Source organism: Vagococcus fluvialis (assembly GCF_048815235.1).
In the GTDB taxonomy this organism is placed as follows: Bacteria; Bacillota; Bacilli; order Lactobacillales; family Vagococcaceae; genus Vagococcus.
Genome location: NZ_JBMEAO010000002.1, coordinates 1 through 19052, shown reverse-complemented (window position 1 = coordinate 19052; position 19052 = coordinate 1). Strand labels below are relative to the sequence as shown.

18 protein-coding genes and 1 tRNA gene are annotated in these 19052 nt (G+C 34.2%); 6 read left to right on the top strand and 13 right to left on the bottom strand.

Annotation, left to right across the window (positions count from 1 at the left end; translation table 11 throughout):
• The 5 genes from tpiA to rpoN all read right to left on the bottom strand — a co-directional run bounded on the left by tpiA (window position 1) and on the right by rpoN (window position 5654).
• On the bottom strand, window positions 1–756 hold the full coding sequence (gene tpiA, locus ACODH8_RS01375) for a triose-phosphate isomerase (protein WP_332525868.1): 756 nt from the start codon (window positions 754–756) through the stop codon (window positions 1–3).
• Window positions 757–776: 20 nt separating this feature from the next.
• Window positions 777–1964: a phosphoglycerate kinase gene (locus tag ACODH8_RS01370; RefSeq protein WP_332525867.1), complete on the bottom strand. Its 1188-nt coding sequence runs from the start codon at window positions 1962–1964 to the stop codon at window positions 777–779.
• Between the two features lie 87 nt (window positions 1965–2051).
• On the bottom strand, window positions 2052–3056 hold the full coding sequence (gene gap, locus ACODH8_RS01365) for a type I glyceraldehyde-3-phosphate dehydrogenase (protein WP_332525866.1): 1005 nt from the start codon (window positions 3054–3056) through the stop codon (window positions 2052–2054).
• Window positions 3057–3100: 44 nt separating this feature from the next.
• Entirely contained in the window at window positions 3101–4138 is a 1038-nt protein-coding gene (locus ACODH8_RS01360; RefSeq protein WP_332525865.1) for a sugar-binding transcriptional regulator, read from the bottom strand.
• Between the two features lie 181 nt (window positions 4139–4319).
• Window positions 4320–5654 carry an RNA polymerase factor sigma-54 gene (gene rpoN, locus ACODH8_RS01355; RefSeq protein WP_332525864.1) on the bottom strand — a complete coding sequence of 445 codons (1335 nt, stop codon included), beginning with the start codon at window positions 5652–5654 and terminating at the stop codon, window positions 4320–4322.
• Window positions 5655–5722: 68 nt separating this feature from the next.
• Here rpoN and ACODH8_RS01350 point away from each other — a divergent pair.
• The 3 genes from ACODH8_RS01350 to ACODH8_RS01340 all read left to right on the top strand — a co-directional run bounded on the left by ACODH8_RS01350 (window position 5723) and on the right by ACODH8_RS01340 (window position 7131).
• Window positions 5723–5794 (top strand) — tRNA-Arg (locus ACODH8_RS01350).
• Window positions 5795–6009: 215 nt separating this feature from the next.
• Entirely contained in the window at window positions 6010–6603 is a 594-nt protein-coding gene (gene clpP / locus ACODH8_RS01345) for an ATP-dependent Clp endopeptidase proteolytic subunit ClpP (protein WP_332525863.1), read from the top strand.
• A 12-nt stretch (window positions 6604–6615) separates the two neighbouring features.
• Entirely contained in the window at window positions 6616–7131 is a 516-nt protein-coding gene (locus ACODH8_RS01340) for a thioredoxin domain-containing protein (protein WP_332525862.1), read from the top strand.
• 107 nt (window positions 7132–7238) lie between these two features.
• Here ACODH8_RS01340 and ACODH8_RS01335 read toward each other — a convergent pair whose 3' ends face one another.
• The 8 genes from ACODH8_RS01335 to rapZ all read right to left on the bottom strand — a co-directional run bounded on the left by ACODH8_RS01335 (window position 7239) and on the right by rapZ (window position 16771).
• Window positions 7239–8438 carry a dihydrolipoamide acetyltransferase family protein gene (locus ACODH8_RS01335; RefSeq protein WP_420517461.1) on the bottom strand — a complete coding sequence of 400 codons (1200 nt, stop codon included), beginning with the start codon at window positions 8436–8438 and terminating at the stop codon, window positions 7239–7241.
• Window positions 8439–8454: 16 nt separating this feature from the next.
• Window positions 8455–9477, bottom strand: coding sequence for an alpha-ketoacid dehydrogenase subunit beta (locus ACODH8_RS01330; RefSeq protein WP_420517460.1), 1023 nt, complete (start codon window positions 9475–9477; stop codon window positions 8455–8457).
• A gap of 28 nt (window positions 9478–9505) precedes the next feature.
• Window positions 9506–10471, bottom strand: a complete 966-nt coding sequence (locus ACODH8_RS01325) for a thiamine pyrophosphate-dependent dehydrogenase E1 component subunit alpha (RefSeq protein ID WP_420504412.1) — start codon at window positions 10469–10471, stop codon at window positions 9506–9508.
• Between the two features lie 13 nt (window positions 10472–10484).
• The gene (gene lpdA, locus ACODH8_RS01320; RefSeq protein WP_420504413.1) at window positions 10485–11822 is read right to left on the bottom strand and encodes a dihydrolipoyl dehydrogenase; all 1338 of its coding nucleotides are present in this window, start codon (window positions 11820–11822) and stop codon (window positions 10485–10487) included.
• 200 nt (window positions 11823–12022) lie between these two features.
• Window positions 12023–13807, bottom strand: coding sequence for a sigma-54-dependent Fis family transcriptional regulator (locus tag ACODH8_RS01315; protein ID WP_332525857.1), 1785 nt, complete (start codon window positions 13805–13807; stop codon window positions 12023–12025).
• Between the two features lie 139 nt (window positions 13808–13946).
• Complete coding sequence (gene whiA, locus ACODH8_RS01310) at window positions 13947–14867, bottom strand: DNA-binding protein WhiA (RefSeq protein ID WP_332525856.1); 921 nt, start codon at window positions 14865–14867, stop codon at window positions 13947–13949.
• A gap of 18 nt (window positions 14868–14885) precedes the next feature.
• Window positions 14886–15878, bottom strand: a complete 993-nt coding sequence (locus ACODH8_RS01305; RefSeq protein ID WP_332525855.1) for a YvcK family protein — start codon at window positions 15876–15878, stop codon at window positions 14886–14888.
• Window positions 15875–16771 carry an RNase adapter RapZ gene (gene rapZ / locus ACODH8_RS01300; RefSeq protein WP_332525854.1) on the bottom strand — a complete coding sequence of 299 codons (897 nt, stop codon included), beginning with the start codon at window positions 16769–16771 and terminating at the stop codon, window positions 15875–15877. The genes ACODH8_RS01305 and rapZ overlap by 4 nt, the downstream gene beginning before the upstream one ends.
• A 146-nt stretch (window positions 16772–16917) precedes the next feature.
• Here rapZ and ACODH8_RS01295 point away from each other — a divergent pair, with 146 nt between their 5' ends.
• The 3 genes from ACODH8_RS01295 to ACODH8_RS01285 are packed head-to-tail and all read left to right on the top strand — an operon-like array spanning window position 16918 to window position 18872.
• On the top strand, window positions 16918–17286 hold the full coding sequence (locus ACODH8_RS01295; RefSeq protein ID WP_332525853.1) for a GntR family transcriptional regulator: 369 nt from the start codon (window positions 16918–16920) through the stop codon (window positions 17284–17286).
• Window positions 17283–18131 carry an ATP-binding cassette domain-containing protein gene (locus tag ACODH8_RS01290; protein ID WP_420517459.1) on the top strand — a complete coding sequence of 283 codons (849 nt, stop codon included), beginning with the start codon at window positions 17283–17285 and terminating at the stop codon, window positions 18129–18131. Before ACODH8_RS01295 ends, ACODH8_RS01290 begins: the two co-directional genes overlap by 4 nt.
• A 9-nt stretch (window positions 18132–18140) precedes the next feature.
• A complete protein-coding gene (locus ACODH8_RS01285) occupies window positions 18141–18872 on the top strand; it encodes a hypothetical protein (RefSeq protein ID WP_332525851.1) in 732 nt (243 codons plus the stop codon).
• Window positions 18873–19052 lie beyond the last annotated feature (180 nt).

Below are 19052 nucleotides of genomic sequence, written 5' to 3'. Positions count from 1 at the left end.
CTATTTTACAGCCTCCAATAGTGCTAAGAATGAATCAACCTCTAATGAAGCTCCTCCAACTAATGCACCATCAACGTTTTCTTTGCTCATGTATTCAGCAATGTTTTCAGGTTTAACTGATCCACCATATTGGATACGAACTTTGCTTGCTACAGTATCGTTGTAAAGTTTTGCAACAGTACTACGAACTACGCCACAGATTTCGTCTGCAATGTTAGCGTCAGCTGATTTACCAGTTCCAATAGCCCAGATTGGTTCGTAAGCAATAACTAAATTAGATACTTGCTCATCTGTTAAATCTTTTAATCCTCCAGTGATTTGTCCTTCAATCCACTCAGCAGTTTGTCCTGCTTCATAAGTTTCTAAAGACTCACCACAACAAAGAATTGGAGTCATGTTGTTAGCAATGATTGCTTTTGCTTTTTTGTTGATATCTTCGTCAGTTTCTCCGAAGTATTCACGACGCTCAGAGTGACCAATGATGACATAGTCAACACCTAAGTCAGCTAAAGCTGCAGGTGATGTTTCACCTGTGAAAGCTCCACTGTTTTCAAAGTAACAGTTTTGAGCTGAAATTTTTAAGTCAGTTCCTTTAGCAATGTTTACTAAGTCAGTTAAGAATAAAGCTGGTGATCCAATAACTGAATCTACTTTATCATTTGATGGAACACTTGATTTTACTGCTTCAGCGAAAGCATTTGCTTCTGCAACAGTTTTATTCATTTTCCAGTTACCTGCAATAATAGGTTTACGCATATTTGTTTACCCCTTTTAGATTATTTGTCTGAAATTGATTCTACACCTGGTAATTTTTTACCTTCTAAGTACTCTAATGAAGCTCCGCCACCAGTTGAAATGTGAGTGAATTTCTCAGCATAACCTAATTGAATAGCTGCTGCTGCAGAATCTCCACCACCGATGATAGTTGTTGCGTCTTCTAAATTAGCAATGGCTTCACAAACACCAATTGTTCCTTTAGCAAATGTTGGTAATTCGAATACGCCCATAGGACCATTCCATACAACTGTTTTAGCACCTTGTAATTCTTTAGTAAATAACTCGATTGATTTAGGACCAATGTCTAAACCTTCTAAATCAGCAGGAATGTTAGCTTCATGAATTTCAGTTGGTGCATCGTTATCAAAGTCAGCAGCACATACAGTGTCTACTGGTAAGATAATTTTGTCTCCAGCTTTTTCTAATAAAGATTTAGCTAAATCAACTTTATCTAATTCAACAATTGATTTACCAATTTCACGACCTAAAGCTTTGTTGAATGTATAAGTCATTCCACCACCGATAAGGATTTTATCAGCTTTGTCGATTAAGTTTTCAATAACACCAATTTTATCAGATACTTTTGCACCACCTAAGATAGCTACGAAAGGACGTTTTGGCTCATCAACTGCGCCACCGATAAATTTGATTTCTTTTTCCATTAAGTATCCAGCTGCTGATGGTAAGTTAGATGCGATTCCCACGTTTGAAGCATGAGCACGGTGAGCAGTACCAAAAGCGTCATTTACGAATACATCACCTAATGATGCCCAGTATTTACCTAATTCTGGATCGTTTTTGCTTTCTTTTTTGCCATCGATGTCTTCAAAACGAGTGTTTTCGATAACTAAGATATCCCCAGCTGCTAATTTTGCTACTGCTGATTCAACTGCTTCGCCGCGAGTTTCAGCTACAAAGTTAACTGGTCTACCTAATAATTCAGAAAGACGTTCTGCAACAGGTTTTAAAGATTTTCCTGCTTTGTCTTCTTCTGTTTTCACACGACCTAAGTGAGAGAATAAAATAGCTGCTCCACCTTGAGCTGTGATGTATTTAATTGTTGGTAATGCCGCAACAATACGATTGTCGTTTGTAATTTCTCCGTCTTTTAAAGGAACGTTAAAGTCTACACGTACAAGTACTTTTTTATCTTTTAACTCTAAATCTTCTACAGTTTTTTTCGCCATGATGAGTAAAGCCTCCCGTTAATGGTTAATTAAAAAGCGAGGAAGCGTGTCAGCTTCCCCGCTTCAAATGAAATTTTTAAACTTTAATTAAGCTAAGTTTGCAAAATATTCTAAAGTACGAACTAATTGAGCTGTGTATGACATTTCGTTATCATACCAAGATACAGTTTTAACTAATTGGTTTTCACCAACAGTCATTACTTTAGTTTGAGTTGCATCAAATAATGATCCGTAAGTCATACCTACGATATCAGATGATACGATTTGATCAGTTGTATATCCGTAAGATTCGTTTGCAGCAGCTTCCATTACAGCATTAACTTCTTCAACAGTAACTTTTTTATCTAAAACAGTTACTAATTCTGTTAATGAACCAGTTGCAACAGGAACACGTTGAGCAGCTCCGTCTAATTTTCCGTTTAATTCAGGAATAACTAAACCGATTGCTTTAGCAGCACCAGTTGTATTAGGTACGATGTTTTCTGCAGCAGCACGTGCACGACGGAAATCTCCACCTGGGTGAGGACCATCTAATGTCATTTGGTCTCCAGTGTAACCATGGATAGTTGTCATTAATCCTTCAACAATACCAAAGTTTTTGTTTAAAGCATCTGCCATAGGTGCTAAACAGTTAGTAGTACATGAAGCACCTGAGATAACTGTTTCTTTACCTGTTAAGATATCGTGGTTAGTGTTATAAACGATTGTTGGAACGTCATTTCCACCTGGTGCAGAGATAACAACACGTTTCGCTCCACCTTTTAAGTGTAATTCAGCTTTTTCTTTAGAAGTAAAGAAGCCAGTACATTCTAATACGATGTCTACTCCTAATTCTCCCCATGGTAATTCTTCAGGATTACGGTTAGCTAAAACTTTAACTTCTTTGCCGTTAACTTTGAAGAAACCATCATGAACTTCAACGTCACCATTGAAACGTCCTTGTGTAGTATCATATTTTAATAAATGAGCTAACATTTTTGCATCTGTTAAGTCATTGATTGCTACTACTTCTAATCCTGCTACTTCTTGAATACGACGGAATGCTAAACGTCCAATACGTCCAAAACCATTAATACCTACTTTTACTGTCATGCGAGATTTCCTCCTTTAGAAAATCGAAAAAAATTTTTTTATTTTTAAAGAGTTTCCTCTTTTAAAATCTGATTAGCAGCACCTTCATCGGTTATTAACCAAGTTTGTTCTGGTGCATTTTTGATGTATGCTTCTATTACTTTGGCTTTACTTTCGCCACCAGCAACAGCTATGACATACGGAATCGATTTAAGATCTTTTAATTGAAGACCTATGCGTGGGATTTTATGAACCACTTCACCTTGTTCGTTAAAGAAATAACCAAAGGATTCTCCTACAGCTTTTTTCTCATGTAACATACTTAAATCTTCATCACTCATAGAGCGTCTTTTTGCCATATGCATTGCTTCACCAATACTGTGAATCACACAATTAGCATTTTCGATTAATTTAAGAACATTTTGAACAGAAGGCTCATGTAATAGATACTCGTACGTTTCAGGACTTACTTGTTCTGGAACATACAAGGGTTTGAAATCTCCACCTGTTTTCTCAGCCATCATTCCACTAATTGAATTAGCTTGAATGTTGATAGTCTCGCCAACGCCACCTCTTGCAGGAACGAATAATACATGGCGTGAGTCTGTTTCTACTTTTTCCATTGTTTTAGCAACAGTTCCCATTGTCGTACCACCCATAACGGCAATCGTATTATCGCCATCAGGTAACTTAGCTGCTAAAATATCTGACACTATCGGGCCAAATCTTTCTAAAACTTTTTCTTCTTGTTCACTATCTCCTGCAACAATGATACAACGAGCGATTCCTAGCTTAGTAGCTAGCTCTCTTTCCTTCACACGATTTCCAGAATACACAGCCATAAATTTCTCTAGGCCTTCGTAGACTTCGAATCCTTCAGAAGTTAACGACATACCACTTTTATTTGCGTTGATTAGATTTAAGTGCTTTAGAAGATCCGTCTCTGTACGTAAAGTTCTTTCTGAAATATCCATTTTTTGCGCCAATGTTCTTCTTCCAACTGGTTGCATCCAATAGATGGTTCTAAGAATACGATACCTACTTCCAACGGTTTGCATCATGTCCGGAGCAATTCTCTCAATCATCTCTAAATCTTGAATCATCGAGTTGGACTCCTTCTTGTAGGTCGTTTTTTGTCCAACGTAGACTTACCGCGACCCATAGTATTTAAAAAAACAGGCTGAATCAAAATCAAAAAACTTATTTTTTGCTTTGCTCAACCTTACATAAATTATTCTAACAGTTAATCACAAATTATTCAAGTCAGTTTTGAAAAATTTGTATTTACTCTCTATCAAAACGTTTTCTTTTGGACGAAGATGGAATATCCAGTTCATCACGATACTTAGCAACCGTACGTCTTGAAATCTGTATTTCTTTTGTCAAAAGCTCTTCTACAATCTTTTGATCAGATAATGGTTTTCTTTTATTTTCATCATTAACAAGCTTTAATATTTCTTTTTTTATCGTGTCAGTTGATAAACTTTCATCTGAATTATCTTGTGAAATTCCAACTGTAAAAAAAGATCTTAACTCAAATACGCCAAAATTAGTTTGAAGATACTTACCATTCACGCTACGACTAACTGTCGATTCATGAATATCTAAACTTTGGGCAATCTCTTTAAGTTGCAGTGGATTCAATGGTCTATTAGCGTCAAAAAAGAAGTTATACTGGCGCTTAACAATTTCTTCTGCCACTCTTAAAATAGTATTCCCTCTCTGAACAACTCCCCGTTTTAACCATTCAAACTCACTTTTTCTAGTTTTTAAAAACTCTTGAACATCTTTATCCTTCTCTTGGCTCATCTTATCAAAATACCGTTGTTGAAAAATCAAATCTGGCGTACTTCTTTTAGTACTAGTAACCTCTAATTTATCCTTATCAATTGCGACAATTATATCTGGAATAATAAAAGATTCATCTTCTGATGAAAAACCTGCTCCTGGATACGGCTGTAACTTTTGAATATAGTCAAAAATTTCTTGAACATCGTAAATATCAATTGAATAGGCTTTTTGAATTTTTTCCCATTTTCGATTGGCCAAATCTTCGAAATGTTCTTCCAAAATGATATAGGCTAAATTAGGGGCACTCTCATCTTTTTCAACTTGAAGCATTAAACACTCTTTTAAACTTCTTGCTCCTACTCCAACTGGTTCTAACATTTGCAGAAGCGTTACAGCATCGAGCATTTCAATTTCAGTTGCTTCTGTTTTTTGTCGTATCTCTTCTAGTGGAGTTCCTAAATAGCCATTAGAATCAACATGCTCAATTAGAAACAGAACTAGTTTTCTTAAATACGTATCACGATAATTCAAATGCACTTGATTAATCAAGTGCTCAAAAAGAGATAAACGAGTATCTGGTAACTGTTCCATCCATTCTGTTTTAGTATCATCATTTTGCTTTCTAATTCTATCTTTTGTTTGAAATAGGTTTTCATCGGTTTGAACTTTAACTTCTATTAAAGGATTTTCTAATACCTTACCTTCTAAAAATGACAATAATTCATCTGTATTGTATTGCAACATTTGAATTGACTGTTGCAACTCTTGTGTCATGGCAAGTTTTTGAGTTTGTTGTTGTGATTGTTTTATATGTTGTTCAAACTTCACACAATCAGCTCCTTACTTTTATTTATCTTGCTATTTCTTTGGTTTTTGATAAAATTAATGATGGACTTGCGCCCTTAGTGTAGTGGATATCACGCAAGATTCCGGTTCTTGAGACAGGGGTTCGATTCCCTTAGGGCGTGTCTAGTAAAGCAATGAGATTTTTCTCTTTGCTTTCTTTTTTATTATACCACGTTTAAACTTCTCCTATATTAGAAGCCACAGTATTTTTTGTCAATATTTGTCTTAAGCTTTTCTTTTGACCTTTATTGACCAAATGGGTACACTTTATTCTAGGTAGATGATTTAAACTATGTTAAAATATAGCTATTGAAGCTTTATCTTAGGAGGAATTTTTATGAACTTAATACCAACAGTAATCGAGCAATCTTCTCGCGGAGAAAGAGCTTATGATATTTACTCAAGACTTTTAAAAGACAGAATTATTATGTTAAGCGGTCCAATTGACGACAACGTAGCAAACTCAGTAATTGCCCAATTATTATTCTTAGATGCACAAGATCCTGAGAAAGATATCTTTATTTACATCAACTCTCCTGGAGGAAGTGTTTCAGCAGGTCTTGCTATCTATGACACAATGAACTTCATTAAAGCTGACGTTCAAACAATCGTTTTAGGTATGGCTGCTTCTATGGGAAGTTTCTTATTATCAGCTGGAACTAAAGGTAAACGTTTTGCTTTACCTAACGCTGAAATAATGATTCATCAACCACTAGGTGGTGCTCAAGGCCAAGCAACAGAAATCGAAATTGCTGCTCGTCATATTTTAAACACACGTGATAGATTAAATAAAATCTTAGCAGCTAATACTGGTCAACCAATTGAAATCATTGAAAAAGATACAGATCGTGATAACTTTATGTCAGCTGAAGAAGCAAAAGAATACGGCTTAATTGATGAAGTTATGGTTAATAGCTCGAATTTAAAATAGGACGTGACTGATATGGGAATGACAGATGTTAATGTAGAAAAATTATCAACAGAAGTAGGCATCAAAATTGGAGATGCTGATGCACCAATTAAAGTAATCGAATTTATTAATATTAGATGTCCTTACTGTAAACAATGGTTTGATGAAAAAAATGATTTACTTCAAGAATATGTAAATGCTGGTAAAATTGAACGTATTATTAAACTTTTCGATAAAGAAAAACCTGCTTTAGCAAAAGGAAATATTATGCATCATCATATACCAAACGACGCTTCAGCAATGAGCGCTATTAAAGCAATTTACGATACTCAAGATATTTGGGGTGATCTAGAAGACCATACAGAAATCGCGATGTATGCTCAAAATACACTTGGATTATCTCTACAAGAAGATGAAACAATGTACGAAGCGATTATTGAAGAAACACAAGAAGCAAACGTCTTTTTCATTCCAACGGTTATTATTGGCAATGAAGTATTTGACCAAAAAATTACGAATGACGAATTAAAAGCATTACTTGATGCTTAAATTAAAAGGAGGCTAACCAGTTTTATCTGGTTAGCCCCCTTTTTTATTTAGTTGTATCTATACTTTTAGTTTTTTAGAGTGTGAACAAAAAAGTATTTATTTTTTAATTAAACAACTAAAAGATATGGATTTTCTAAATAATAAACAATTTGTGCTAAGAATTCTGCTGCTGGTGAGCCATCAATTACTTGGTGATCAAATGTTAAACTTAATGGTAATTCACTTATTTCAACAATTTCTTTCTCATCATTAAATACTAATTTAGAGCTTGTTCCACCAACACCTAGAATACCTAATTCTGGTGTATTTAGGATTGGGGTAAAGTACTCAATTCCTGCGCTACCTAAATTAGTAATCGTAAATGTTGAACCACTATATGATTCTCCAGAAAGTGTTCCATCAATAGCTTGAGATGTCACTGCCACAAAGTCAGCACCAATTTGCGATAGTGATTTCGTATCAACATCTTTAACAACAGGAACTACTAAACCATCATCAACTGCTACCGCTACTCCCATATGAACAGACTCATGGGTCATATGTTCCACTCCATTATAAGATGCATTCATTTCTGGTTTGTCTTTTAATGCCAAACTAACCGCTTTAATTAATAAAGTATTAATGCTTAAAGCACTTCGACTTAAATTATCTCCTGCTTTAGCTTTTAAATCTTTTCTAAAAGCTAATAAATTTGTAATATTTGCTTTGCGATGGAGTGTTAACTGAGCTGATTGCTGTAAACTTTGATGCATTCTTTGAGCAATCACTTTTCGCATACCATCTAATCCTTCACCAGTAACGACAGGGCTAGATCCAACTGTTTTAATTTGTGGGATATGTCGGTCCACGTCTCTTCGAGTGATTCTTCCATTACCACCAGAACCCGTGATATCCGCTAAATCATATCCTTTGTCAGTAGCTATTTTACGTGCTAAAGGTGTTGCAAATATTCTCTCACCTTCTGTTCTAGTAACTGATTGTGCTATCGGTGCTGTTGAATCAATTGTTTTTTCTTCTTTGTTTTCAGTTACTTCTTCAATCATTACTTCTTCAGTTGGTACTTCTTCGCCCTCAGCTCCAACATAACCTATAATTCCTTGGCAAACTGCTTCTCCGCCATTCTCAACAACAATACTCAACAAGACACCATCTATTGGTGACTCAACATCATGAGTTAATTTCTCAGAACTAATAGAAACAACTGCCTCTCCTTTTGAAATAGTATCTCCAACTTCTTTATACCATTGATCAACAGTTCCTTCTGTCATAGTTAATCCTAATGTTGGCATTAATAATGTTTCAGCCATTTTTTTCACCTACCCTTTATTTTAAGTCTTTGATTAATTCTTCTGCTTGTTTTAATACTTTTTCTTTATCAGGTAAATAAAGTGCTTCTAAATTACTTGCAAATGGTACCGGTGTATTTGGTGCACACACGCATTTAATTGGTCCATCTAGATAATCAAAGGCTTTATCTCCAATCACTGAGGCAATATCTGTTGCCGTATTGTTATGAGGATTGGCTTCGTCAATAACAATTAGACGTCCTGTTTTCTTGACTGAATCAATAATTGTTTCTTGATCCCAAGGCGCTACTGTAATTAAGTCAATAACTTCTACAGATACTCCTGATTTTTCAAGTTCTTCTACTACTTCTAAAGCAACGTAAAGCATTTTTCCAATTGTAACAATCGTTAAATCTTCACCTTCACGCTTCACTTTAGCTTTACCTATTTCAACTTTGTAGTACTCTTCTGGCACTTCATCTTTGATACCATATAAAGTTTTATCTTCAGAGAAAATAACAATATTATCATCTTCAATAGCCGAAATTAATAACCCTTTCGCATCATAAGGATTTGATGGTACAACGACTTTCATTCCAGGAATCGAACCAAACATTCCGTAATAAGAACCTGAATGCTGTGCAGCTGCAGAAGCTCCTGCCCCGTGACATGTTCTAACAGTCATTGGAATAGTCGCCTTACCACCGAACATATAACGCATTTTTGAACCTTGACCTAATAATGTATCAAAACAAAATCCTAAAAAGTCATTAAACATTAATTCTGGAACTGGGCGTAATCCAGTTGCTGCTGCTCCAACAGCTGCTCCCATATACCCCATTTCAGAAATCGGCGTATCAATAACTCGCTCATATCCATGTTTTTCAACTAAACCTTTTGTGACACCAAAAACACCACCAAAAGCGCCTTCTCCATTTAAGTGTTCAATGCCAGTACCACCTGCTAAATCTTCTCCCATAATAAAAACACGGTCATCTCTATTCATTGAAATATCTAGACCTTCATTAATTGCTTGCATAAATGTTATTCTTCTACTCATTTTCTTCACTCCTTATCTTATTCTCAGTTTAAATAGTGACATCTTCGTATAAAGCTTCTGGATCTGGTAAGTCACTTTCTCTTGCGAATACAACAGCTGCTTCAACATCACTTACTGATTGTTCTTCAATTCCTTGTGCTACTTTAGTAGTTAACCATTTATTTTTAATAGCTACTTCCTTGAATACTGGAATATTATCAATATCAGCAAATTCTTTTTCTTTACCTTCTTTTGATTTATATTTTTGTTCGTCTCCTTCAAAGTGTCCATAATTTCTATAAGTCACACATTCTAAGATAGTTGGGCCTTCCCCGTTTCTCGCTCGATCAATCGCTTCTCCAGCTGCTTCATAGACAGCCATTAAATCTTTTCCATCTACTCGAACTCCTGGAATATTGTAAGCGGCACTTCTTTCTGCAATTGTTTTAGAACTTGATGCATACTCCACAGCCGAAGCTTCTCCAAAAGCATTATTCTCACAAACAAAAACTACTGGTAATTTCCAAATAGCTGCCATATTAATACTTTCATGGAAAGTCCCTTCATTAGAAGCTCCATCCCCGAAGAAACAAACTGCTACATCATCTGTTTTAAGGTATTTATTTCTTAGACCAGCACCAACAGCGATTGGGAAACCTCCTCCAACCATTCCATTAGCACCTAACATTCCTTTATCAATGTCGGCAATATGCATTGATCCGCCCTTACCTTTACAAAGTCCAGTTTTCTTACCATAGATTTCTGCCATCATACCGTTTAAATCACAACCTTTAGCGATACAATGACCATGACCACGGTGAGTACTTGTAATGTAATCTGAATCTGTTAAATGAGCACAAACGCCCGTTGCTACTGCTTCTTCTCCAGCATATAAGTGAACGAAACCAGGAATTTGTCCTGTTGTAAAAATGCGATGAACCTCATCCTCAAAATTTCGAATGTCATTCATTATTTTGTAAATCCACTCTGCTTTTTCTTTACTCATTTTTTCCATTTTTAATTCCTCCTTAGAAAATCATTTCACTACCCAATTCACCAATCATTTCTGAAAGGGTTGGATGTGCAAATGTCATTTTTTCAATTTCTTCTAGTCGTCCTTCTGACTCTTTAACGGCTAATAGAGTATGAATCATCTCTGTTGCGTTCGCTCCAACAATGACACCACCTAAAATTTCGTGGTTCTCTTTTTCAGAGATGATTTTAATAAATCCTGTCGTTTCATTACCTGCAATTGCTCGCCCATTAGCTGAATAAGATGTTTTAGAAACTAATACTTGATAACCTTTTTCTTTAGCTTCTTCTTCATTAAGACCAAAACTAGCAATTTCAGGATGAGTGTAGACACAACGAGGTACTTGTTCATTTTTTAATGGTGCTTCTTTTTTACCAAACATATGTCTAACTGCTTTAATACCTTCTTTACTTGCTGCATGAGCTAACATATAGCCATCAACAATATCTCCAACCGCATAAATATTAGAGTTAGAAGTTTGATAAAAACGATTCACCTCTACAAATTTTTGATTTTCTATTTTTGATAAACCTAAACTTTCAGCTACTTTTAAGTTTCCTTTTCGACCAGTTACGACAAGTAATTCATCAAAAGGTAACTTATCGTTGATCAACTCAACTTGTTTAGGATTAACTTTATTTATCTGTGCGCCTTCAATAACTCTCACACCCATTTTTTTAAGTTGAGCTTTGATTAAAAGTATCGCTTCTTTGTCTTCAGTCATTAAAATACTAGGCGCTACTTCTACAACCGTTACTTCCGTTCCTAAAGGTGCCATTGCAAATGCCAATTCGATACCAATAACGCCACCACCAATGATGACTAATTTTTTAGGCAGTTTATTTAAGTTAAAAAAGGTATCAGTTGTTAGATAATCAACAGATTCAATACCTGGAATTGGAGGCACAAAAGGTTTACTACCAGTGGCCAACAAAACATTATCCGTTTCAAATAACTGGTCATTTACTATTACTTCATGAGAATTTTTAAGACTTGCTTCACCTTCAATATAATCAATTTTATGTTGATTAAATAGATAATGAATCCCTTGTTGCAACTGACTAACAACACCATTTTTACGTTCTACAAGTTTTGTGTAGTCAATGTCTGTTAATTGATTGTAAACACCAAAGCGATTGGCCTCCTCTAGCTCTGTTACCCAACTAGCATGTTTCAGATACGCTTTTGATGGAATACATCCAACATTTAAACAAGTACCTCCGATTTTTTCTTTCTCAATGACTGCTACTTTTTTCCCAAGTTTCGCTGCTTCAATTGCTGCAACATAACCACCAGGACCTGCACCAATCACAATCAGATTGTACTTTCTCATAACATCACCTTCCTTTTAATATGGTACATCTTACTATTAGCAATAAGCGTGCCAACTTTGAAAACGCTTCAAATAAAACCTTTTTGTTTTTATTTTTGTGAAATCGGACAATTTTGTTGCATTCTTGTTGCGACAATTGACCATAATAAAAAACTCCAACCTAACATCACTTAATAAGTGTTGTTAGGTTGGAGCTGATATTATTTATGTAACTGAATTTGATATTTATCTATTTTACGGTATAACGTACTTCGAGCCATGTTCAATCTCTCAGCCGTTTGAGTTAAATGAAAGTTCGTTTCTTGAAGAACATTCATAATTTGATTTCGTTCATCTAAGGAAGCTTCCTCTTGAACTAACTTCTTAACAGATCCTATTGTTATTAACTCAATGATTTCCTTTTTACTTGGTTCCTCTTTAGGAAAATACAAGCATAACCTCTCTAAAAAGTTTTGAAATTCGCGGATATTACCTTGCCATTCAAATTCTTTTGCTATTTCACTAATTTCATTTTTCCATTTAGGGTGCCAGTTTTTTTTCTGACAAAAGACATCAACTAATGTCGTAAAATCTTCTTGTCTTTCACGTAACGAAGGTAGCATTAATGGAATCACATAGAGACGATAAAATAAGTCTTCTCTGAACTCTTCCCTATTAACTAATTCTTTTAAATCTTTATTACTCGCTGTTACTAATCTAAAATCGACGGCTATTTCTTTATCACTACCTAGAGGAGTTATTTTTTTTTCTTCTAAAGCTCGTAAAAGTGCTACTTGCATTCGGGTGGACATACTATCTATTTCATCCAAAAATAAGGTTCCTTTATGAGCTTGCTGAATCTTCCCTTGATAACCTGCGGAACTTGCTCCTGTAAAAGCACCAGAAACATAGCCAAATAGCTCACTTTCTAATAATGATTCACTTAATGCACCACAATTGACTGCCACTAATTCACCAAATTGCTGTTTACTATTATAATGGATTGTCTTAGCAGAGACTTCTTTTCCACTTCCAGTTTCTCCGTAAATATGGATTGGTAGTTCCGATTTTGCTGCTTGAGATAATTGATTAAGAAACTTTTGATATTCTTTATTATGAGACGTAATACCAAATGTTACAAATGAAGGCTCTATTCTTTTTTGTTCTAATTGATAACAAAATCCGATTAACTCATTTTCTTGATAAATATTCGTTTTATCAAATAAGTTTAATTTCCCTTTTAAGACCTCAGTCACCAATTGCCCTTCACAGTCATCTTCTAACAATGAATAATCATCTGAAACTGATAAAATTTTCCCATCCAGTCCGACTAAAACCGATTGTTCAAAAGGTTGATTAAGTACTTCTAAAAATTGTTCTTTTTTTTCAATTAATTGTTTTTCAGCTATTTTATGTTGTACATTTTTCGCAATCATTTTTAATGCAAACAGTGTATAATTCGTTTCACTAAAACTTTCCATTGTTGATACATTTAAACAGGCAATCACTTGATTATTACCGTCTAGAATAGGTGTTGATGAACAAGTAAATGGGTGAGATGCTTCTGAAAAATGTTGAAATTTCTCCACGGTAACGCTTTCTAAAGTCCTTAAAGCAATCCCTATCGCATTTGTTCCAACAGCCTTTTCAGTCCAAACACTTCCTTCAGAAAAATGAATATCATTTGCTAAATGTCTGGTTTCATGATGTCCTTCACGCCATAAAACAACACCTTTATTATCTGTCAAAATAAACAAAGGTTTTTTTATGTAAAAAAATTCATTCAAACGCCTTATTTCATTTTGTACAGTACGAATTAAAAAGGACAATTCATCTTTTTTAATTTGTAAATCAAACTCAGATATTCTTTCAATCCCCTGTTTTGAATATGGATTCACAGAATGTTTCATACAGTATTCCCATGATTCTGCTATATATTCAGGCAGTAGCTTTTCATTGAGTTCATTGGACTGGACATATGAGCACCATAAATCTTTTGTTTTCAATCGCTCCACTCACCCTTCTTTATCACTGATAGTATAGCACCTTTTCACAAGCTTTTATATCAATTTTTCAGGGTTTTCATTCCATTTATCGCAAATAAAAAAGAAGCTATCCTTTTCAGGAAGCTTCTAGACTCATCCTTTATAATTTTTCAGCGAACTCGTTAATCTTTCTAATTCGGTGATTAATACCTGATTTAGTTATGGCTCCACTAGGTAAAATCTCACCTAATTCTTTCAAGCTAATCTCAGGATTTTCTAGTCTCATTTCGGCTACTTCACGTAACTTTTCAGGTAAGGCATCCAGTCCCACTCTACTCGAAATCAACTCAATATTTTCAATTTGTTTTTTGGCAGCATCAGCTGTTTTATTCATATTAGCATTTTCACAGTTCATCAGACGATTGACAGAGTTTCTCAAATCACGCACAATACGGACATCTTCAAACTTAAGCATGGCATTCGTTGCACCAACTAGAATTAAAAAGTCTGCTATTTCCTCAGCACCTTTTAAATAAGTAATATAACCATTGCGTCTTTCTGTTACTCGTCCATTAAATCCATAAAACTTCATCATATCACAAATATCAATACACTGTTCTTCATACATGGAGTAAATCTCTAAATGATAACGACTTGTCTCAGGATTATTAACAGAGCCACCAGCTAAAAAGGCTCCTCGTAAATAAGAGCGCATTTTTTGTTCATTGCCCATGATTGATGTAGAGACACGAGTGTTAAACATGAAACCTTCCATGATTTCTAAATCATTTAAAATCGTTTGAGTTTCTTGCTTTAAGCGTACAATATAAACATTGTTCTTTTTTAATTTCATCTTACGACGAACTAATAACTCACTATTAACACTATAATGGTCTTTTAACAAAGTATATATTCTACGTGCAATCGCAGCATTTTCAGTTTGTACATTTAAAACAAACTGGCGATTGACTAAAGTAACGGCCCCATTCATACGAATGAGTGCCGCTAGTTCCGCTTTCGCGTGTTCTTTATGAACTTCCAATGTGGTCAGTTCTTTTTTTACATCAGATGCAAAAGACATCCTGACTCACCCCTTTATCTAATATTTTGTTCCTAGTACCAAACGAAATAGCTCTTCAACAACTTTATTACCATCATGAAAAACACCGCCATCTCTCAACTCTAAAAAGTCTGCAGATATCACACGACACTCTTCATCCCTAAGCGTTTGAAAATCATGTTTCACTTGTACAAGGTATTCGTCATATACTTCATAATCCATATAATTATCAGGTATTGGTTCAGTATTTACTAACACCGTATCTATAAACTTAGCTCCGAGGTGATTATGTAATACTTGAACATGCTCTGCATCAGAAAAATGTTCCGTTTCACCTTTTTGAGTCATGATGTTACAGATATAAACAACTTCTGCTTCAGAGTCAACAATTGCTTGACCTAAGTCCTCAATCATCAAATTCGGTAAAATACTAGTATAGAGGCTTCCAGGTCCTAAAACAATCATATCCGCTTCTTTAATAGCTGATACTACTTTTCGAGCGGCTTTTGGCTTTTCATCATCACAAGTATTAGTCACATATACATAATCAATTGTTTTTCTATCACAAGCAATTTTAGATTCGCCAGCAACTTCTGTTCCATCTTTAAATTTCGCATGTAAAGTTAGAGACTTTTCAGATGCTGGATAAATATGCCCATCTACATGCATAAATTTGGTTAATAATTGAATAGCGTCATAAGTACTTTCTCTCATTTCAGATAATGCTGCAATGATTAGATTACCTATTGTATGATTGGCTAAAAAATCATCCTCTTTTTTAAATCGATATTGAAATATCTTTTCATACATTTGTGGCATATCAGACAAAGCTACTAGTACATTTCTTAAGTCCCCTGGTGGAGACATATCGACACTTTGTCTTAATTGACCACTACTTCCACCGTCATCAGCAACAGTAACAATAGCTGTAATATCAGCACTTTGATATCTCAAGCCTTTAAGGATTACAGGTAACCCTGTTCCACCACCGATGACCACTATCTTAGGTCTTCTTATTCGGTAGGTTTTCATGAACGGTTCACTGTTTCCTTTCTTTTGCTGATATCACGATGAGTAATATTAGTTTTGTATTCTTCAGCAATACGTTTACCTAAACGCTCTGTTAAAGCTACAGAACGGTGTTGTCCACCTGTACAACCAATAGCAATCGTTAAACTCATCTTACCTTCTTTAATATATCCAGGTAAAATACTTAACATTAACGCTTCATATTGTGTATAAAAATCTTCAGTCATTTCACTGGCCATCACGTAGTCATAAACAGGTTTATCTCTTCCTGTCATTGGTCGTAATTCTTGAACATAATGTGGATTAGGTAAGAATCTAACGTCCATAACAACATCTGCATCAATTGGCAAGCCATATTTAAAACCAAAAGAAACCATTTCTACTCTAAACGTTGATGTTTCATTTGTTTTAAAGTTAGCCATAATTTTTTCTCTTAATTCTCTAGGCGCAAGATTAGTTGTATCAATGACTAATTGAGCTTCAGCTTTTAATTCATTTAATAGAGCTCTCTCTTTAATAATACCTTCTGTAACTAGTCCATCCATTGCTAAAGGATGAGTTCTTCTTGTTTCTTTGTAGCGAGATACAAGTTCTTTATCTGATGCTTCTAAAAACATGACTGTTGTATCTACTAAATTAGTATTTTCAATTTCAACTAACATACTCTGAATCTCTTCAAAAAATGCACGTGATCGTAAGTCAATTACAAGGGCAATTTTAGTAATTTTTCCAGATTCTTTAATTAATTCCCAAAACTTAGGGATTAATGTTGGAGGTAAGTTATCGATACAGAAAAAGCCCATATCCTCAAAACTTTGAACAGCAACAGTCTTCCCTGCCCCACTCATTCCTGTAATCACAACTAATTGAAGACTATCTATTTGTTTTTCACTCATTTTCTTCACTCCCTATTCTCAATTCTTACATTATAACATACCTGGCGTATCATTTGATAGCAATAAAATATTATTTGACTTTTGACAACTATCATTATATAGTTAGTTACACAAGTAACTAACCGATTAAGCAATGAGGTGAATTCATGGAATTTAATTATACAGGTGACAAACCACTATTTCAGCAAGTGGCAGATCAAATTTCTTTAGGTATTTTAAACGGAGCCTATCAAGAAGAAATGCAAATCCCCTCTACAACTGAAATATCTAAAAGTTATCAAATAAACCCTGCTACAGTTTTAAAAGGAATGAATCTTTTAGTTGATCAAGAATTGATTGAGAAAAAAAGAGGAATTGGGATGTTTGTTTTAAAAGGAGCAAAGGAGAAAGTTCGAATGATTAGAAAAGAAGAATTTTTAAACAAAGATGTTAATCAACTAATAGAAGAAGCAAAAAAATTAGAGATAAACTTGGAAGAACTAAAAGAAATTTTAGAAAGAGGGTATCAAGCATGAACTTAGAAATTAATCAACTGACTAAAACATATAAAGATAAAAATGCCTTAAACAATATCAATCTGATTTTTGAACCTAATAAGATTTATGGTTTACTTGGACGAAACGGTGCTGGTAAAAGTACTTTACTAAATATTATTAATAATCGTAGTATTCCTACTTCTGGAAAAGTAACTTTTGGTGGTGAGTCTATTTTAGATAATGAATCGTTATTAACACATGTTTATTTAATGAGTGAAGATAATTTATTTCCATCAAACATGAAAATTAAAGAGATGTTTCATATCTCAGAAAGCTTTTATGGGTCTTTTGATTGGGAATTGGCAAACAAGATGTCAGTAGAGTTTGAGCTTAATTTAAAGCAAACTTTCAAAAAATTATCTACTGGTTATCGTAGTATCGCAAAATTAATCGTTGCTCTTTGTGTTCCTTGTGATTATGTCTTTTTAGATGAACCTGTGCTAGGACTAGATGCTACTCATAGAGATTTATTTTACACTTTTTTAATTCAAGCATACGAAGATCGCCCACGTTCTTTCATTATTTCTACTCATTTAATTGAAGAGATTACTACGTTACTTGAAGAAATTATCATTATTGACAAAGGCCAAGTTAAAATAGCTAGTGATACAGAGTCTTTACTTCAAAAAAACTTTGTTATATCAGGGCCAAAAGGAATTATCAACACTTTTTCAAGTAACTTAAATATTTTAGGATGTGATGAACTTGGTGATTATATCACTCTTTATGTTTCTGGTGAGCTTCCTACTGATATACCTGACACTATATCTATCAATCATTTAAATTTACAAAATTATTTTGTTCAATTAACAAAAAGAAAGTAGGTCATTCTTATGAAACTATCAACAGCTTTTACGTATCGATTAAAATATCAATTTAAATCACTTGGCTTTTTCTTTGGCTATTTCTGTCTATTTGCAATAGTTTTTCCCTTAGTTGGTATGCTAATAGCAGGAACAAACACACAAGTAAATTCAGATGCTTTATTTGCTTCTTTTGTGTTTATCTTTATCATCGCCTTGTTTGGAGTTGGTTCGGATTTCAAATTGTTTATTCAAAATGGTATGTCCCGAAATAATATTTATTTAAGTTACCTTATATCTAATGCCACTATTTCAGCGCTCTTAGCAGGTATATTAATTGTTTTTAAACTAATCACTAATAATCTGTTGACACAAAATTTCAGAATCACATTATTTCTATCTGATCTTTATAGTGGTAATAATTACTGGAGTGGTTTTCTTTTTCTTTTTCTATTTTTCTTTTTTGCAGCTTCCTTAGCTTCAGTTGTTGGAATCTTTAATGATCGTGTTACTGGTTATAAAAAAATGGTAATACTTGCTACTCTTGTTATTATTCCAATTATTTTTGGATTGATACTTCAGTTAGGCGGTAATTCTTTTAGAATAAGTGTTCTTAATTTCTTTAAAACCATTCTTGGTATCACTTCTGAAGGTTTTAACATTTTACCTATTTCTTTAACCTTAACAATCTCAATTCTTACTTTATCTATCATTACATTCTTAATGAATCACAAACGAGAAATTAGACGAATCAATGACTAATTAAAAAGACTGATATATAGGTATTGTTAACTTTTACAGTTAACAATACTAATTGTAGTGCACCCCTAAAGTTAGACCAAAAAATCTAACTTTAGGGGTGTATTTTTATGACAAAGTATAACTATAAATTTAAGCATAAAGTTGTCCGAGAATATCTAAATAGTGATGTTAGTTATTCCT

What these genes read in the sequence shown, in the direction of transcription:
- tpiA (WP_332525868.1), bottom strand. Translation starts at nt 756, where the DNA reads ATGCGTAAACCTATTATTGCAGGTAACTGGAAAATGAATAAAACTGTT.
- ACODH8_RS01370 (WP_332525867.1), bottom strand. Translation starts at nt 1,964, where the DNA reads ATGGCGAAAAAAACTGTAGAAGATTTAGAGTTAAAAGATAAAAAAGTA.
- gap (WP_332525866.1), bottom strand. Translation starts at nt 3,056, where the DNA reads ATGACAGTAAAAGTAGGTATTAATGGTTTTGGACGTATTGGACGTTTA.
- ACODH8_RS01360 (WP_332525865.1), bottom strand. Translation starts at nt 4,138, where the DNA reads ATGATTCAAGATTTAGAGATGATTGAGAGAATTGCTCCGGACATGATG.
- clpP (WP_332525863.1), top strand. Translation starts at nt 6,010, where the DNA reads ATGAACTTAATACCAACAGTAATCGAGCAATCTTCTCGCGGAGAAAGA.
- ACODH8_RS01340 (WP_332525862.1), top strand. Translation starts at nt 6,616, where the DNA reads ATGGGAATGACAGATGTTAATGTAGAAAAATTATCAACAGAAGTAGGC.
- ACODH8_RS01335 (WP_420517461.1), bottom strand. Translation starts at nt 8,438, where the DNA reads ATGGCTGAAACATTATTAATGCCAACATTAGGATTAACTATGACAGAA.
- ACODH8_RS01330 (WP_420517460.1), bottom strand. Translation starts at nt 9,477, where the DNA reads ATGAGTAGAAGAATAACATTTATGCAAGCAATTAATGAAGGTCTAGAT.
- ACODH8_RS01325 (WP_420504412.1), bottom strand. Translation starts at nt 10,471, where the DNA reads ATGGAAAAAATGAGTAAAGAAAAAGCAGAGTGGATTTACAAAATAATG.
- lpdA (WP_420504413.1), bottom strand. Translation starts at nt 11,822, where the DNA reads ATGAGAAAGTACAATCTGATTGTGATTGGTGCAGGTCCTGGTGGTTAT.
- whiA (WP_332525856.1), bottom strand. Translation starts at nt 14,867, where the DNA reads ATGTCTTTTGCATCTGATGTAAAAAAAGAACTGACCACATTGGAAGTT.
- ACODH8_RS01305 (WP_332525855.1), bottom strand. Translation starts at nt 15,878, where the DNA reads ATGAAAACCTACCGAATAAGAAGACCTAAGATAGTGGTCATCGGTGGT.
- rapZ (WP_332525854.1), bottom strand. Translation starts at nt 16,771, where the DNA reads ATGAGTGAAAAACAAATAGATAGTCTTCAATTAGTTGTGATTACAGGA.
- ACODH8_RS01295 (WP_332525853.1), top strand. Translation starts at nt 16,918, where the DNA reads ATGGAATTTAATTATACAGGTGACAAACCACTATTTCAGCAAGTGGCA.
- ACODH8_RS01290 (WP_420517459.1), top strand. Translation starts at nt 17,283, where the DNA reads ATGAACTTAGAAATTAATCAACTGACTAAAACATATAAAGATAAAAAT.
- ACODH8_RS01285 (WP_332525851.1), top strand. Translation starts at nt 18,141, where the DNA reads ATGAAACTATCAACAGCTTTTACGTATCGATTAAAATATCAATTTAAA.